Annotated in this window: 14 protein-coding genes and 1 pseudogene; 6 read left to right on the forward strand and 9 right to left on the reverse strand. The window is 71.8% G+C overall.

The features are described 5' to 3' along the window. Position 1 precedes the first annotated feature (1 nt). From FHX40_RS00585 to FHX40_RS00595, 3 genes and pseudogenes are all read right to left on the reverse strand, one after another. Positions 2-742 (reverse strand): DUF4097 family beta strand repeat-containing protein, encoded by a 741-nt coding sequence (locus tag FHX40_RS00585; RefSeq protein ID WP_142257778.1) that lies wholly within the window; start codon positions 740-742, stop codon positions 2-4. 117 nt (positions 743-859) lie between these two features. After that, complete coding sequence (locus tag FHX40_RS00590; protein ID WP_211350121.1) at positions 860-2,005, reverse strand: sensor histidine kinase; 1,146 nt, start codon at positions 2,003-2,005, stop codon at positions 860-862. Positions 2,006-2,115: 110 nt separating this feature from the next. After that, positions 2,116-2,777 (reverse strand): annotated as a pseudogene (locus FHX40_RS00595) (response regulator). Positions 2,778-2,916: 139 nt separating this feature from the next. Here FHX40_RS00595 and FHX40_RS00600 point away from each other — a divergent pair. Then, complete coding sequence (locus tag FHX40_RS00600; RefSeq protein WP_229788805.1) at positions 2,917-4,095, forward strand: CaiB/BaiF CoA transferase family protein; 1,179 nt, start codon at positions 2,917-2,919, stop codon at positions 4,093-4,095. A 171-nt stretch (positions 4,096-4,266) separates the two neighbouring features. Here FHX40_RS00600 and FHX40_RS00605 read toward each other — a convergent pair whose 3' ends face one another. Both FHX40_RS00605 and FHX40_RS00610 read right to left on the reverse strand, forming a co-directional pair. Next, the gene (locus FHX40_RS00605) at positions 4,267-5,910 is read right to left on the reverse strand and encodes a tetratricopeptide repeat protein (protein WP_142257781.1); all 1,644 of its coding nucleotides are present in this window, start codon (positions 5,908-5,910) and stop codon (positions 4,267-4,269) included. Between the two features lie 814 nt (positions 5,911-6,724). After that, the gene (locus tag FHX40_RS00610; RefSeq protein WP_142257782.1) at positions 6,725-8,041 is read right to left on the reverse strand and encodes an NsdA family TPR-like regulatory protein; all 1,317 of its coding nucleotides are present in this window, start codon (positions 8,039-8,041) and stop codon (positions 6,725-6,727) included. A gap of 308 nt (positions 8,042-8,349) precedes the next feature. Here FHX40_RS00610 and FHX40_RS00615 point away from each other — a divergent pair, with 308 nt between their 5' ends. Next, positions 8,350-8,784: an ATP-binding protein gene (locus FHX40_RS00615; protein WP_170198667.1), complete on the forward strand. Its 435-nt coding sequence runs from the start codon at positions 8,350-8,352 to the stop codon at positions 8,782-8,784. A 421-nt stretch (positions 8,785-9,205) separates the two neighbouring features. Here the strand turns inward: FHX40_RS00615 and FHX40_RS00620 are convergent, their stop codons facing one another. Next, positions 9,206-9,721, reverse strand: coding sequence for a hypothetical protein (locus FHX40_RS00620; RefSeq protein WP_142257784.1), 516 nt, complete (start codon positions 9,719-9,721; stop codon positions 9,206-9,208). A gap of 176 nt (positions 9,722-9,897) precedes the next feature. Between FHX40_RS00620 and FHX40_RS00625 the strand changes: the two genes are divergently transcribed. Next, positions 9,898-10,290, forward strand: a complete 393-nt coding sequence (locus FHX40_RS00625) for a hypothetical protein (RefSeq protein ID WP_142257785.1) — start codon at positions 9,898-9,900, stop codon at positions 10,288-10,290. 1 nt (position 10,291) lies between these two features. Beyond that, positions 10,292-12,760 (forward strand): DUF4132 domain-containing protein, encoded by a 2,469-nt coding sequence (locus FHX40_RS00630; protein WP_142257786.1) that lies wholly within the window; start codon positions 10,292-10,294, stop codon positions 12,758-12,760. 38 nt (positions 12,761-12,798) lie between these two features. Here the strand turns inward: FHX40_RS00630 and FHX40_RS00635 are convergent, their stop codons facing one another. Then, positions 12,799-13,275, reverse strand: a complete 477-nt coding sequence (locus tag FHX40_RS00635; protein WP_229788808.1) for an MSMEG_1061 family FMN-dependent PPOX-type flavoprotein — start codon at positions 13,273-13,275, stop codon at positions 12,799-12,801. Positions 13,276-13,307: 32 nt separating this feature from the next. Then, a complete protein-coding gene (locus FHX40_RS00640) occupies positions 13,308-13,568 on the reverse strand; it encodes a hypothetical protein (protein WP_142257788.1) in 261 nt (86 codons plus the stop codon). Between the two features lie 145 nt (positions 13,569-13,713). On the opposite strand from FHX40_RS00640, the gene FHX40_RS00645 reads away from it, so the two are divergent. Continuing rightward, a complete protein-coding gene (locus tag FHX40_RS00645; RefSeq protein WP_142257789.1) occupies positions 13,714-14,181 on the forward strand; it encodes a MarR family winged helix-turn-helix transcriptional regulator in 468 nt (155 codons plus the stop codon). 6 nt (positions 14,182-14,187) lie between these two features. Here FHX40_RS00645 and FHX40_RS00650 read toward each other — a convergent pair whose 3' ends face one another. Then, a complete protein-coding gene (locus FHX40_RS00650) occupies positions 14,188-15,030 on the reverse strand; it encodes a hypothetical protein (protein ID WP_142257790.1) in 843 nt (280 codons plus the stop codon). 271 nt (positions 15,031-15,301) lie between these two features. Between FHX40_RS00650 and FHX40_RS00655 the strand changes: the two genes are divergently transcribed. Beyond that, positions 15,302-16,048, forward strand: coding sequence for a S1C family serine protease (locus tag FHX40_RS00655; protein WP_229788811.1), 747 nt, complete (start codon positions 15,302-15,304; stop codon positions 16,046-16,048). The last annotated feature ends 50 nt before the right edge of the window (positions 16,049-16,098 follow it).

Consider the following 16,098-nt stretch of genomic DNA (forward strand, 5'->3'; position numbering starts at 1 on the left):
CCTACCGGTCCCTCCGGATCGTCACGGTGCCGCCGGCCTGGGCGACGATCACCCGGTCGCTGCGGGGATCGCTCGGCACGTCCGACCCCGGCGCGTCGATCCGGTACGTCTCGGCCCCGGCCGGGAGCGTGATGCCGACCGAGCCCGCGGCCCGCGCCTCGACCCGGGACGGCGCGGCCGCGAACGCCAGATCGATGTTCCCGTCCCCCGAGGTCGACGCCTCGACCTGGGCCGAGCGCGCGTCGATCACGGTGATGTGGCCCCCGGTGCTGTGCAGCCGCAGCCTGCCCGCGGGCCGCACCACCCGGATCGTGCCGTCGTGGCCCAGCCTCGCGGTGACGTCCCCGGTCAGGCCCTCGAGCCGTACGGCACCGCCGACGCCGTTGACCGTGAGCCCGATTCCCTCGGGGATGCGCACCCGGTGCTCGCTCTCGCAGGAGAGCACGATGCCGCTGCAGTCGACGCGGATGCTGAGCGTGTCGCCGCGCAACGCCCAGGACGCGTTGCCGTCCGCCGCGGCCGTGCCGCGCAGCTCGCGCTCGGCCGCGATCTCGCCGCGCTCACCGGCCACCACGGTGAGCCCGGTCTCGTGCGCCTCGATGGTGAGGTTCCGCCCGGCGAACGGGAAACGGCGGCTGTCCCGGCTCGTGGTGGCGCCGCTCGCCGTACAGGCGGGCAGGAAGGCGAGGAGCACGCAGGCGCCCACCGCCGCGGCCCACGCCCTCGTGGTACGCGATCTCATGAGGTCCCCTCTGGTCCCGACGTGGTGCGCCGTCCAGCATCGGCCGCGGGCCGGGCCCGCCACATCTGCCGTTCGGCAGATTTCGCCGCCGGGGCCGTCGACCGGGAGGACCGCGTTTCAGCCGCCGTCGCGGATCGGGATGCGCGCCCGCACGCGCCAGCCCTTCCCCTGCGGGCCGGCGGTGAGCGTGCCGCCGAGCGCCTCGACGCGGGCGGCCAGCTCGACCAGGCCGGTGCCGCCGCCGCGCCGCCGGTCGAGGCGGAGCAGCCCGCCCCGGCCGCCGTCGTCGGTGACGGTCACCTCGACCGCGTCCCGGTCCTCGGCGGCCCGCCGTACCGACACCGTGACCTCGGTGGCCTTGGCGGCGTGCCGCCGTACGTTGGTCAGCGACTCGAGCACCACCCGGTAGACCGTCCGCTGCACCTGACGGGGGAGGAGGTCGGCGAGCCCGTCCTCCAGCTCGAGTACGGCGTGCTTGGTGGCCGCGCCGCGGAACCGCTCGACCAGCGCGGGCAGCTCGTCGACGCGATCCCGGCGCAGCGTGGCCGGCTCGTCGGCGTGCGCGTCGGGGTCGCGCAGCGCGCGCAGCGTCTCGTCCATCGACTCCAGGGCGCGGAGGCTCGCCTCCTCCAGCCGGGCGAGCAGCGCCTTGTTCTCCTCCGGGTCGTACGCCTGCACCTGGGCCGCCTGCACCTCGAGCAGGATGCCGGTGAGCTCGTGGGCCACGAAGTCGTGCAGGTCGCGGGCGAGCTCGAGCCGCTGCTCCCGGCGGGCCTCGGCCACTGCCCGCTCCCGCTGGGTGTCGAGCGCCCGCAGGTAGAGCCCGACCGCGGCGGCGAGCGTGACCGGGAACATCGCCGTGACGACGAGGACCAGCGACAGCCGCCAGTCGGGCGGGCCGGCCCACAGCGTGACCCGCAGCGGCACCAGCACCGCGGCCGCCCCGGTCACGGCCGCGACCACGGCGACCCGCCGGCCCGGCACCCCGCGCACGACCCGCCCGAGCAGGACCGCGAGCCCGCACACCTCGAACGGCAGCCACAGCAGCGCCGCCTCGCGCATCCCGGTGTAGCCGGCGGTCACGGCGAGCGAGACCGCGCCGAGCCCGAGCCCGGTCCGGGCGAGCGAGACGCGCCCGAGCGGCCACGGCAGCATCGGGGCGGCCACCGCGAGCGCCGCCGGGACCGCGACGAGGAGCGCGCTCGGCGGGGCGAGCAGGGCGGGCAGCAGGATCGCGACCACCGTCGCGCCACAGACGAACACGCGGAAACGCGAGACGGGCCGCGAACGGGACACGGATGCGCCGCGCATGGCCCGAGCCTACGTAGCGATCGCCGCCGGTGAGGGTGCCGCGACCTCGGCTCGCGCCGTCGTCACTCGGCGAGCCGCCCCGTGGCGTACCCCAGCTCCCACGCCCGTACGGCGATGCCGACCCGGTTGCGCACGCCGAGCTTGCGCTGGATGTTCGCCACGTGCGTCTTCACCGTGCCGGGGGAGATGAACAGCTCGGCCGCGATGTCGGCGTTCGTCTTCCCCTCGGCCACCTTGGCGGCGATCTCGATCTCCCGCTCGGTCAGCGGCTCGATCAGTCCCTGCCGTTCCCGCCGCCCGCCGGTGACGTGCTTGAGCAGCCGCACCGTGATCGACGGGCTGATCAGGCTGCTCCCGCCATCGCCGCACGGACCGCCTCCACGAGCAGCGCCGGCCCCGGCCGCTTGAGCAGGAACCCGGACGCGCCGTACCGCAGCGCCGGATAGACGTACTCGTCCAGGTCGAACGTGGTCACCACCACGACCCGCACCGGCGGGTCCGCCCCGGGCCCGGCGAGCCGCCGCGTCACCTCCAGCCCGTCCATCCGCGGCATCCGGATGTCCACCAGCGCCACATCCGGCCGCGTCCGCCGCGCCAGCTCGATCGTGGCCTCGCCGTCCGCCGCCTCGGCGACCACCTCCATGTCCGGCTGCCGCTCCAGGATGCGCCGCATCCCCCTGCGGACCATCTCCTGGTCGTCGGCGATCAGCAACCGGATCGTCATCGCCGATCATTCTCGCACCCGCCCGCCCGCTGTGCCCCGCGTTCGGTACGTACGCCCGGCGTGCCCGGCTCGCCCCTCCCTCGCCTCCGGCGGGCCGAGCTGGGTACCGTCCCATGCGAAACCGGACGAAAGGGATGCCGTGCTGCCACTTACCGGGATCACCGTGGTCGCCCTGGAACACGCGGTGGCCGCCCCGTTCGCGACCCGGCAGCTCGCCGACCTGGGCGCCCGCGTCATCAAGATCGAGCGCCCGGGCGGCGGCGACTTCGCCCGCCGGTACGACGAGTCGATCAAGGGCCAGTCGAGCTACTTCGTCTGGCTCAACCGCTCGAAGGAGTCGGTGACCCTCGACGTGAAGTCCGAGCCCGGCCGCGCGATCCTCCACGAACTGGTCGGCCGCGCCGACGTCCTGGTCCAGAACCTCGGCCCCGGCGCCGCCGCACGCCTCGGCCTCTCGCCCGAGGCCGTGCTCGCCCGCGACCCCAGCAAGATCGTGGTCGGCATCACCGGCTGGGGCGGCGACGGCCCCTGGGCCCACCGCAAGGCGTACGACCTGCTCGTCCAGTGCGAGACCGGCCTCGTCTCCCTCACCGGCTCGCCCGACGAGCCGGCCCGCGTCGGCATCTCGGTCGCCGACATCGCCGCGGGCATGTACGCCTTCAGCGCCGTCCTCGCCGCGCTCTACCGGCGGCGGCTCACCGGCGAGGGCGCGGCCCTGGAGATCTCCCTGCTCGACGCCCTCGGCGAATGGATGGGCCAGCCCGCCCACTACACCGAGGGCACCGGCACGCAGCAGCCCCGGGCGGGTGCCCGGCACGCCACCATCGCCCCGTACGGCCCGTACACCACCCGCGACGGCCGCACCATCCTGATCTCCATCCAGAACGAACCCGAGTGGACCCGCTTCTGCGCCGACTTCCTCGCGCAGCCCGACCTCGCCACCGACCCCCGCTTCGCCACCAACCCCCTGCGCGTCGCCAACCGCGACGCCCTGGAGGAGATCGTCGCCGCCCGGTTCGCCGAACTCGACGCGTCCGAGGCCACCTCCCTGCTCGACCAGGCCGGAATCGCGAACGCCGGGGTCAACACCGTCGCCGACTTCCTCGACCACCCGGTCCTCCGCGCCCGCGACCGCTGGCGCGAGGTCGCCACGCCCAACGGCCCGATCCGCGCCCTGCTCCCGCCGATCACGTTCGCCGGCCTGGAGCCGCGCATGGACCCCATCCCCGCCGTCGGCGAGCACACCGCCGCCGTCCTCGCCGAGCTCGGCCGTACCCCCGAGGAGATCGCCGACCTCGCCCGGCGCAAGGTCATCTGACCGGTCCGCCCGCCGGTGGCCCACGGCGGCCGGTCCTTCCGCGGGGGCCGGGTACGGCCGGGCCGCTCGCCGCGCCCTGCGTGACCTGGCCGCGCCGCTGCGGGGTCGATCGGTCACCGGTCGCGGCCTTGCCCTGGAGCGTCCGCCGACGGCCGTCGGGTCACGGTGTGGTCATGACCCTCTGATCAACGCCGTCGGTGACCGATTGATCACCGTGGCGTACGCGGCGCGGATATCCCCGTTGGAGGGATTCACCAATCTGCTGTCCTCGGTCTCGTAATCGGAATAATGATCGAAGTAAAGCAGCCAAGGACACGATTTCCCGCTGATCTGCAGGTTGATTTTCGCGACGAGCGCCCCGGTTCGCAGCTCATAGATCCGGACCGGAACCTTTTCCTTGTGGAAACTCACCTTGATCGTGCCGGTCAGATGGCTCGGCCTCGCTTTATAGCTGCAGGTTTGGACTTTGGTCCCGAGCCGGGACTCCCCGGCGCAGATCACCAGAGCGGCGTCGGCGGGATCCTTGGCCAGCCACGAGCGGGGCAGCGCCGCTCTGTGCTCGTTCTGGCCGAGGAACAGCGTGCGGTGCGGTCCGCTTCCCCGATAGCGGGGAGCGCCTTCGTACCGGGCCGGCTTCGAGCAGTAGGCGGGTAGCCCTGATTTCCGCGGCTTGATGAGTTTCTTGACGTTCGCGAGCTGGATCGCCAGGGTTGCTTTCCTTATCCCGCGCTCGGCGGTGGCGACGAGCTTGTGGTCGGGATAGTCGGCGACCAGCGCCCGGTACGCCTTGCGCGCCTCCTTCCAGCGTTTGTCCGCGGCGAGAGCGTGGCCGCATTCGACGAGCGCCGCGGGCGCGAGCTTCGCCGCGCCGCTCCTGGCCCGGTCGAGCACGTCCTCGCGCTTGGACCGGGCGCGGAGCCAGTCGGCGATGGCCCTGGTGTCGCAGGCGTTCTTCACCGGCAGCCGGTCGAGCAGCCGGTCGACGACCTTCCCGGCGTCCTGCTCCCGGCCGGGGAACTCCTTGAGCACGCCGTCCAGCCGCTCGTAGCCCGTCTGCAGGGCCTTGACGTCACCGGTGAGTGCGGTGTCGAACTCGGCGGCGGCCTGGGCGAGGAGCACCGTGGCCCGGTGGTCGCTCGCGCCCTTCCACAGCGCCGCCGGGTGGGCGGCGTACCGCTGCAGCGTCCTGACGGCTTGCAGCCGGTCGCTCCGTTCCTGCCGCTTCGCCTGCACCAGCAGGCGGCAGGCCTCGGCATCGGCATCGGTCCGGACGGTGAGCGGACCGTTGGCCACGCGATGGCGGATGCTCAGCTCGTCCAGGATCGACAGTGCCCGCTCGCAGTCGCCGTTCCGGTGGGCCTCGGCGGCTCTCCGCCGGATGTCCTCGGCGCCGCTGCGATGGAGGCCCACCGCCACCAGCACCGGAATCGTGACGAGGGCGGCCATCACCCGCTGCGCGCCCGCCGTGGGCGCCGGCGCGGGCTGCGACGCCGTACCGGGGGACGCCTGGCCAGCCGCCTCCGACTTGGTACGCCGGCTGTGGCTGCGCGCCAGGTACCAGCCGTGCCCGATGACGAACACCCACCACAGCAGCACGACGCGTTCGACGCCGACCTGCCGCACGGTGGCGAGGAGGACGGCGAGCGCGATCGTGACGAACACGCTGAATTTGGCGAGCCGTCGCCGTCCCAGCAACAGGTATCCGATTCCGAGCAGAGAGGCGTTTCCCAGGGCGGCGGCGAGCGGATCACAGGCCCGCTCCTCGACACCGCGCGTCTCTTGTTGCGCAGGGACAGGATTGTTCATCGCGTTCACCGGGCTTGTGTCCGTACGCGAACCGCTTGGTACGACTGCTCCGTCTTTCCGATCACCGACGTGGGGTCGACCGAATTCTTTTCGGGCGACGCGCTGATCTCGACGTCGGCGTCGCGTGCTCTCATGTCACAAGTAGGCTTCATGCGACTTCATGGCACGGCGAGAGGAATCGCCGTGGCCATGGACCGGCGACAGGTCAAGGCGAGTGACTGATTTCATTACACTACGGATTCGCCGGTTAACCACATCTTGTTTTCTGCCATCGCCGGGTCGGCGCCGTGTCCGGTTGGCGGCGGCCGCACGAGGTATCGGGCGTCGTACTCCCGTAACCGGGCCGTCACGCGAGTTCAGGAATCGGCGGAGGTGTGGACGGCGGCAGGCTGTCGGCGCACCGCGCGGCCGACGGGGGGACCGAGTTCTCGGCCGACCATCGGCGGAGTCTCGTGAAATTTTCAGTGCGTGCCGGTTCCGTGGCGGTCAGGAAGCGCAGCGCCGGGGAAGCGCCTTGATCTTGACCGGGTTCGTGTGGCTCGCCGGGTGATCGGCCTGTGTTTCTCGACTCGCCGTGCCACGGAATGCGACGTGCCGGGGCGGCGGCGCGGGTGCTCGGCGGGCCTCAAGAACCTCAAGGAGGAGACGGCCCATCCAGTGCGGATTTCAAAGCTGGGGGACCGAGCCGGTCGCGGGCCTGCTGGCCGAGCAGGGGCACACGGAGGTGGTGTGCGCCGGCGAGGACAAGCCATCCCCGTTGGGGCAACGCGATAGCCGAGGATGCGGCTTCGACCGTCATCGGATCCCCTGACGTGGCCTGCCCTCACCTGGGGGCGGGGACGCCCGCCAGAGTCTCGCGCCACTCCTGAGCGGCGGCGGCCTTCCGCGGCACCAACGCGTCGAGCTCGCGTGCCCGCACCATCACCGCGAAGGCGGGGACCGGCCGAGATGTGACAGCCATTGTGGCGAGGCGGCATGCCTCCTCGACCTCGCCCGCCTTCGCCAGCGCCGTGGCGTAGGCAAGGCGCGTCAAGGCGGCGTTGATGGCTGTGGGCGAATCGAAGTCCGCGAGCGCTCGGCATGCCGCTTCCTTGGCACCCTCTACGTCACCGAGCTCCGCGTACCCGCGAGCCTCGTAGAACGCCTGCTTACGAGGTAGGAACGAAAAGACGCTGGGAGTGAGGCTGTCGGGTGAGCAGCGGGCCAAGGTGTTGCGGGCCATGGTGTTCGCTCGTTCGAACGCGTTGCGGTCGCCGAGAGTCGCGTGGGCCATGGCTGCCAGTCCCCACATCCAGGCGATGGCGGGGGTGGCCTTGGTCGCCTGTTCCAGGCGCGGGGTGACGTGCGCGAGCACGGCCTGCGGGTCACCGAAGTAGGTGGGAAGGTAGGCGCATGCCGCGTAGGCGTGATCGGCGAAGTGTCGGTCTCCCGCTTCCTCGGCTGCGTAAATCGCGGTCCGCCACCACCGGCGAGCCAGTTCGGGCTGGTGCAGGGTGAACAGGTGCTCGCCCACGATGAAGGCCAGCCGGGCGCCGACCCGTGCGAGCCGTTGCTGGATCGCGCTGGGCTGATGGTTTTCCAGCAATGCTCGGACGCTCGACAGGTGCAGCATCGATTGCTGGATCAGGGTTTCCGGGGGAACGATGCCGCCGCGCAGGCCGAGTTGCTCGGCTTCCGATTCGAGGAAGGCCAGTTTGGCCTCGCTGACGGTGGTGGAGTGGAGCGCCTGCTCAAACTGGTCGGGGCCGTGGATCACGTTGTCCAGCAGCCCGGCCGTCACCGTCATGGCACCGATCTGGAATACCTGTCGCCGGTCCGTGGCTGCCTCCTCCAATTCGGAGGTTATGGGAGAAATATCCCGGTTGCCCTTTCCAGGATCGTATGGTGCGAGCAATTCGGCAACGGTGTAGCCGGGGAACATGTGCTCCAGCACCCGGCAGCGGTCGGCCGACGGTTTGGTCTTGATCTTGCCGGCGAGCCAGCGGGCGTACTGTTCGCGGCCCGGTGCCCTCGTGATCAGATTGCGGTCCAGCTTCCGGGCGACTTTGTCGTATTCGCGGCAAAAGGCGCGGTGTGTCACCAAGTGTCGCTTGGCGAGCAACACCTTCAACAGGGTTTCCCGGCGCTCCGGCCCCGCCATCGCCCTCACCTACTTTCCGAGTTCGTTACGTTACGGAGAGTGATGGTGATGGTGGTCACTGTAACGCCAAAGCGCGAGTAAAGCGCGCGTTTTCGCGGGTGCGGTAAGGCGCGGGCCGACGGGTGGGCGTCCGTGCCACGATGACGCCACAGTCATGCCGCACCCGCGTCCGCGACGACTCCCTACGGTCGCCGTCCGTACCTGGCCCAACCGCCATACGTGACCCGGCCTGTCGCCGGGAGGTTTCCGTACGGCCCGCCGTCCGCCGGGCGACGGCGAACGACCGACAGGGGGAGGCAACGACGACGATGCCCGACATCCCGTACTACCGGCTGCTCGACCGGGCCGCGTTCGCGTCGGCGAAGGCGTCCGTCGGCGAGGCGCGGCGCTGGTTGAGCAAGGTTCTCGATCGCCACCCGCGCCGGAACGACGCGGTGATCCTCCTGTCGGAGGCGGTGACGAACTCGGTGGTGCACACCCGTTCCGCGGCGATCGAGGTCACCGTGCACGCCGACGTCGACGGGCGACTGCTCGTCACCGTCACCGACGAGGGCGCGGACACCGTGCCCGGCATCCCCGCACAGCCGGTCGACGACCTCTCCGAGTCCGGCCGCGGGGTTCACCTGATCCGTGCGTTGTCCGCCCGCTGGGGCTTCACCGAGGAACGGTCCCGCTGCTCTCTCTGGTTTGTCCTCAAACCTGTTGCCCCGTCCTGCTTCCGAAATGGTGACCTGACGGCCTGAGCGACCGCGCCCCGCATCGACCACGCCGCGCTCGTCGCCGACGACGCCTGTCACCGCCGCCTACACCGGCGTCTTCCACCGGCTCGCCGAGATGGGCGGCCTGGCCGAGACCTCAGGGGAGACGAAATTCCCCGCGGACTTCGAGGTCGGCTACGTGCGGGTCTGGCAGCGCCGACATTGCGGGAAGGCCGTGCGCGCGGGCCCGACCCTCCTGCCTACCGGCCGACCTTCGCCCTGAGATCCCGAGGGCTCATGGGACGGGTGGGGTCACCTCACCACTTCGCGCCGAAGCGGACGTCGAGGGTCGGCGGGTACCACCACGGGGTGGGGCGCGGATCGTCCAGGTCGAAACGGGTGATCGCGCCGCTGCTCGCGTCGTGAGAGGACGCGTTCGGCGCCCGCCGGCCGGGAGCCGAGGCCGTCACCCGCAGGCCGGGGCCCGACGGTGACGGCCCGGCCGAACTGGGCACCGGCACCCCTGCGGTTCGACGATCCGCGGGGACGGCGCGCCCGGGTCCAGCAGATGGATGCTCACGTTGCCGCGCGACCCGTCGGCGCGTGGGGCGCCCACGACGGCGCGGCCGTCGGCCAGGGCGAGGCTGTGGCCGAACCCTGCGCCCCGCTTCGGGAAGGTCAGTGTGTTGGAGGGCCGCGGGTCGCCGTTCAGCGAGACGACCTCGACGGCGTCCGCGCCGGGAGCGCCGGCCTGCAGGTAGCGCTCGTCGTCCCGGTTGCCCACGGCCAACGAGTGGCCGAACCGCGCTCCCGCCGTACGGCCCTCCGCGTGCACGATCTTGGTGCTGCACGGGCGGGCGGTCAGCGGGTCGAACAGCACGGTCACCGCCCCGGCGTTCGGGACGCCGGGGGCAGGCCCGGTGTCCTCGGTCGTGGCCGGGGAGGTCCCGGAACCGTCGGTGCTCTCACCCGGCGCGCCCACCACTTTTTCCAGCCATCCTGACCGATTCGCGCCCCGGCCGTACGGCCGGCGCTTGTCGCGCCGGCCGAGGCTTTTCGGCGGTGCAGCGTGCATGTGCCTGCGGTTTCCCGGATTTGTCGGACGCGGTTGCTACCTATACGGCCAGTCGATGTCGATCTTCCGTTGGGAGGCCGCCGATGGCCACGGTCACGTTCCGAGATGAAACGGTGCTGGGCAAGCCGCTTGAGGAGTTCACGCTGCCCGGGCTGCCCACGCGGATCACCGCGCGGGAGCTGGTGCGCACGCGGGTGCGGGAGGAGGTCGCCCGCTACAACGCCGCACCCCGGCCGAGATTCAACGGACTGGTCCAGCCGGTGGAAGAGGAGATCGAGCGGAACGGGTACCGGCAGGCCCCCAGGCGGCGGATCGACTGGGAACGGCAGGCCGACGCGGCCGAGCGGGCGTTCCTGCGCAACGGGTTCCTGCTGCTGGTCGGTGACCGGCAGATCGAGGACCTCGACGAGGAGATCGACCTGTCCGGGGACCCGGTCGTGTCGTTCATCAAGCTGGTCCCCCTGGTCGGAGGCTGATGTGGGCGTCAAGGGACGGCTGCCGCGGACGTTCCCGTACACGGAGTACGGCCTGTCGGAGGGCGAGAAGGATGTCATCGCCCGTTTCGAGCACCTCTTCGGGCCTCCGCCGTGGGAGACCCCGCTGACCTCGTTCGTCGACCGTTTCGACGAGGACGAGCTCCGGGCGTTCGGGCGGTGGGTGCAGATGCGGCTCTGGCTCGGGCCTTTGGGCGGGCACGACTACGACCGGACGCTGCTCGATGCCGTCGACTTCGTGGCCGGCGTGGACATGGGGTGGACCGCCACGGACGTCCGGCGGCTCTGGGGTTTCGCGGACATCCTGATGAGGGCGCAGCACACCAACTTCGAGGTGCTGTACCGGATTCCCCTGGCCGCGGCCGCTGAGCTGAGCCACTTCGACCGGCGGCGCGTCCTCGGCAACTGGGAGTCGTGGACCCGGAGCTACTGGAAAGAGGTCTGGAACGCCATCGGCGATGACGTCAAGGCGCTGCTCACCGAGCCCGAGAAGGCCGATCCCGCCGCCCGGGTGCGGAACCTTGTCTGGGATTTCGACCCGTTCGCCTGCCTGCTCGCCGATGAGTTCGGCGAACGGCTCGGCGAGGAGCCGGTGCTGTCCCTGCTGCGGCACTGGGCCACGGCCACCTCGGCCAAGCCGAGCGAACGCTGGCTCGGTACGGCTCGGCGGCTGTATGTACCTGAGGCGGCCGGGCTGATGCGCGACATCCTGACGCGGCTGGCCGCGCACCGCGAACGGCCCTTCCTCAACGAGTGGTACCACGAGGACACGATCTTCCTGCACCAGCGAACCGCCCGCATGCTGCGCGGCCTGGTGTGGACGTGTGAGCTCGTCGACGAGCCGTGGGTCGCCCCGCTGCTCGGCGACGTGGCGGTCACCTGCGGGGTCGGCATGGGCGGCAGCGGGGCGAACTGCCGCAGCGAGCTGCTGGCGAACGCGGCCGTGCTCACCCTGGGCCGCCGCGGCGGTCTCGACGCCGCCGCCGCGCTCGCGAAGGTCCCGGTGAAGGTGCGCAAGAAGACCGTGCTGGCGAACGCGACGCGCGCCCTCGACACGATCGCCGAGCAGCTGGGCCTCAGCCGGGAGCGGCTGCTCGACCGCACCGTGCCCGACTTCGGTCTCGACGCCGACGGCGTGCGCGAGGAGAAGATCGGTGACTATCGGGTACGGCTGTGCGTGGACGGCCCGGCCCTGCGGTTCGTCAACCCGGCCGGCCGTACCGTGAAGTCGGCGCCGCAGGCGATCCGTAAGCATCCGGTGGTGGCCGAGCTGAAGGCCACGCTGAAGGAGCTCAAGCAGACGCTGGCGGCCGAGCGGTTCCGGCTGGAGCGGGCGCTGGTCGAGGAACGCGTCTGGCGCTGGCACGAGGTGACCGAATACTTCCTCGACCACCCGGTCACCGGCCGGTACGCACGGGACCTCATCTGGCAGATCCTGCAGGGCCCGGCCGGGATTCCGGTGCGCGCCGGTGACGGCTGGGAGCTGACCGATCCGCAGGGCCGTCGCATCCAGCCGTTCCCGGACACGCCGGTCCTGTTGTGGCATCCGATCCGGGCGTCCGCCGAGGAGGTGCGGGCCTGGCGGGACTTCCTGCTCGACCGTGGGGTGCGGCAGCCGTACAAGCAGGCGTTCCGCGAGGTGTACCTGCTCACGCCCGCCGAGCGGGAGACCGGCACGTACTCGCGGCGGTTCAGCGGGCACGTGCTGCGGTACGGCCAGGCGAAGGCGCTGCTCAACCAGCGCGGCTGGACCGGCCTGGCGATCGGCCACTGGGACTACGAGTGCGGCAGCGATCACGGCGCGGCGGTCAAGGAGCTGCAGGGCATGCAGGCACGGTGGAGCATGCACGTCGCCGGCGATCCGGAGGACGACGGCTGGGGTACCGCCTCGTACTGCCTCGCCGAGGAGGTCCACTTCTGCCGCGAGGGGGAGGTCCACCGCGGGGACGCCTACTGGGCGCCGGGCCGTTGTGACGCGGTGCCGCTCACCGAGGTGCCGCCGCTGGTGCTGTCGGAGGTGATGCGCGACGCCGACCTGGCGGTGGGCGTGGCCTCGGTCGGGCTCGACCAGGAGGCGGTCGCCGGGCACGAGGACTACTGGCGGGAGTACGGCTTCGGCGAGCTCGGCGAGACCGCCAAGACCCGGCGGGACGTGCTGGCCCGGCTGCTGCCCCGGTTGAAGATCGCCGACCGGGTGGAGCTCACCGACCGGTTCCTGCGGGTGCGGGGCGACCTCCGCACGTACAAGATCCACCTGGGCTCGGGCAACGTGCTGATGGAGCCGAACGACGCCTACCTGTGCATCGTCCCCGATCACGGCCGGGGCGCCGACCAGGTGTTCCTGCCGTTCGAGGAGGACGGCGGCATGCTGTCGATCATCCTGTCGAAGGCGTTCCTGCTCGCCGCCGACGCCGCGATCACCGACCCGTCGATCACCCGCCAGCTACGGTGAGGCACAGCCGTGGCCGCGGTGGCGCGGCCACGGCACGGTCAGTACTGGTTCGTGGCCGCGTCGAGGGCGAGGTTCCGGTCGAGCTCCTCGGCGGTGACGCTGAGCTTCATCTGGTCCTTGACGATCTGGCCGAAGGTGGGCAGGGTGCTGCGGTCCGGCCAGGTCTCCGGGTTCCAGAGGCCGGAGCGGAGGAAGGCCTTACCGCAGTGCATGTACAGCTCCTCGACCTCGACGAGGAGGGCGAGGCGGGGGCGCTTGCCCTTCACCACGAGGTCGTCGAAGAACGGGGCGTCCGACACGATCACGGCGCGGCCGTTCACCCGCAGGGTCTCGGTCATGCCGGGCACGACGAACAGCAGGCCGACGTGCGGGTTGCGCAGCACGTTGCGGAAGCTGTCGGCCCGGTGGTTGCCGGGGCGGTCGGCGATCACGAGGTGGTGGTCGTCGAGGACGAGCACCGAGCCGGCGGGGTCGCCACGCGGGGAGACGTCGCAGGTCCCGTCCGAGTTCGCCACGCGACCTGAGCCGCCGCGCCCGGGGGTGCGGGTCAGGCGGCGGCCTTGACCGTGAACAGGTCGTCGCCCTCGCCCTGCCCCGGCCGCATCACCCGGTGGAGCACCCCGCCGACCAGCGGGAGCTGGAAGGCGCGGGCCGCCACCGGCCGGAGCGCGATCTGCATCCGGCTGCCCGGGGTGAAGAAGAACCGCCGCTGCACGCCCATCTTCTGGATCTTGGCGACGAGCGGCCGCAGGTGGTCCTCCCAGGCGCGCAGCGCGGCGCCGACGTCGCCGCGGTGGTGCTCCAGCATGGTGCCGAGCAGCTCGGTCCCGACCAGGCCGGACGAGGCGCCCGGGGAGGGCGATCGCAGGAGTGTGGACGGCGTTGCCGCAGGGTGTGGCGGCGGGCCGTCACCCTTGGCCGGGAGTGACGGCAGCGCCGACTAGCATGGCCGCATGACGCCCGACGCCCACCCGGACGGATCGACGGAGGCGCTGGAGGACGCCCTCATCCGCATCGCCTACTACGTGGTGGGCATCCTCACCCGGCTCGGCGCGGAGCACGACCTGTCGCTCACCCAGCTGCGGGTGCTCGGCATCCTGCGCGACCGCCGCGGCCGGATGACCGACCTCGCCGCCTACCTCGGCCTCGACAAGTCGACCATGTCCGGCCTCGTGGACCGTGCCGAGCGGCGCGGGCTGCTGGCGCGCGGCAAGAACCCCGAGGACGGCCGGGTCGTCGACGTGTTCGCCACCCCGGCGGGCCTCGAGCTCTTCGAGCGGCTCTACCGGGAGTTCCGCAGCGCCCTCGCCCCGGCGACCGGCCGGCTCACGCCGGAGCAGCGCGAGCAGCTCACCCGGCTGCTCGCGCCCATCCTCGACGAGGCCGAGCAGGCGACCATCCGGCCCATGCGCGCCCGCTGACCGGCGCTAGTTCGCCGCCGCGGAGGCCGGCTCCGGGTCGGGTACGGCCGGGCCGTACAGGTCGTCCTGAGCGATCGTCTCGGCGGCGGGCGGGGCGGTGATCGTCACGCGGCGGCCCCAGGCGGAGTAGCGGGTGTCCACCCGCATGACCACGGCGGATTTCCCCGAGCCCTGGGTGTTGGTGGTGACCAGCCGCGTGGGCAGGCCGTCCCGGCCGGTGAACAGCCGCCAGGTGATCCTCCCCTTGCTCGTGGCGGTGACGCGGGCGTTCGTCGCGGGATTGCGGTAGGACTTCGGGACGATCTTGCTCAGCTCCCGGTACGTCAGCGCGCCCTGGTAGCGGTGGCCGCCGCGCACCGCCGTCCGGGTGGAGCGGCGCAGCACGGCCCGCAGCATGGCCGGGTCGTACACGTCGATCGGCTGCAGGCCGGCGCGCTGCGCCATTGTCCAGCAGAACCCGGCCCGCCGGGTCTGCGCCACCCACCGCCTGCCGTCCGGCACGGGTATCGGGTACTGCCCGGCGTCGCAGTACACGACGTTGCCGATGCGGATCGCCGAGTGGGCCGGGTCGCGGCCGGGGACATCCCGCCAGGTGACCGCGACCGCCGCCGGGCCGGTGCGCGCGAGCCGTACCCGGCCGGTGGACCGGTACCCGGACGCGGTGGTCGTGCCGCCGAAGGAGATGCGCACGGTCTCGGAGGTACGCACGCCCTGACCGGCGGCAAGCCGCCGCTTGACCGCGTGCGCCGGGTCCGGAACGGCCGCGGCCGCGGGCCGGGCGACGGCCGTGACCGAGGCGAGCAGTACGGTGCCCAATACCGTGGCCGCGGTGACGAACCCTCTTGTCATGGCGCGTTCACCCCGTCACCCTCTCCATGGAGGAAGGTTCGCGTAACCCCGGACGGGGCTGCGGTGGAAACCCGCGGGATCCTCGCGCCACGCGCGTGACCTGCGGATATTTCGACTGGCGACGAATCGCGGCCGGCGCTGATCGGAGCACTCCTCGGGTTTTTCAGATTTTTCTCAGGTGAATTTTATGGCGCTTTACCCCCGTTCCAATGACGATGGGGCGGTGCAGCAAGAGCCGCAGACAGCAGTTGCGGCCGAGAATCGGGGAACCGTGGCCAGGAGGGCTCGGTGGTTTGTCGTCGGGGGCGCCGTGCTCGTCGTGGTGGCGATCCTGGCTTACTGGCTGGGTGCCGCACACGGGGGCGACGCCACGGCCGCGCCCGCGCCGAGTCCCACACCCACGCCGACGCCCACCGCGACCGGGCTCGACGCGACCGAGATCTACCAGCGGGTCTCGCCGTCGGTGGTGGTCGTCCGGGCCGGGGAGTCGCTCGGCACCGGAGTGATCGCGGCGGAGGACGGCAGCATCCTCACCGCGCACCACGTGGTCAGGAACGCGGAGGAGATCACCCTCACCTTCGCGGACGGCACGCGGGCGAGGGCGACCGTCGTGGAGTCGGACCCGCGGCGCGACATCGCCACCCTCCGGCCGGCGCGTCTCCCGGAGGTCGTCGTTCCCGCGACGATCGGCGGCGCCGCCGAGATCGGCGCGCCCGTCGTGGCGATCGGCAACCCGCTCGGCCTCACCCACAGTGTGTCGACCGGTGTGATCTCCGGCCTCAACCGGACCTCCACGGACGGCCGGCTCACCGGGCTCATCCAGTTCGACGCCGCGGTCAACCCGGGCAGCTCGGGCGGCCCGCTCCTGGACGCCCAGGGCGCCGTCATCGGGATCGTGGTCTCGATCGCCGACCCCGGGGGCGACGAGGCGTTCGCCGGGATCGCGTTCGCGGTGCCGATCGGCGAGGCCCTCGGCGGCCAGGGCGACGGCCCCTCGGGCGGTGGCCCGCAGATCTGACCCCGGCTTCGGCCGCAGCGCCGTACCGCATTTCACCGCACTGACGTCAC

Origin of the sequence: Thermopolyspora flexuosa (genome assembly GCF_006716785.1) — a bacterium.
In the GTDB taxonomy this organism is placed as follows: Bacteria; Actinomycetota; Actinomycetes; order Streptosporangiales; family Streptosporangiaceae; genus Thermopolyspora; species Thermopolyspora flexuosa.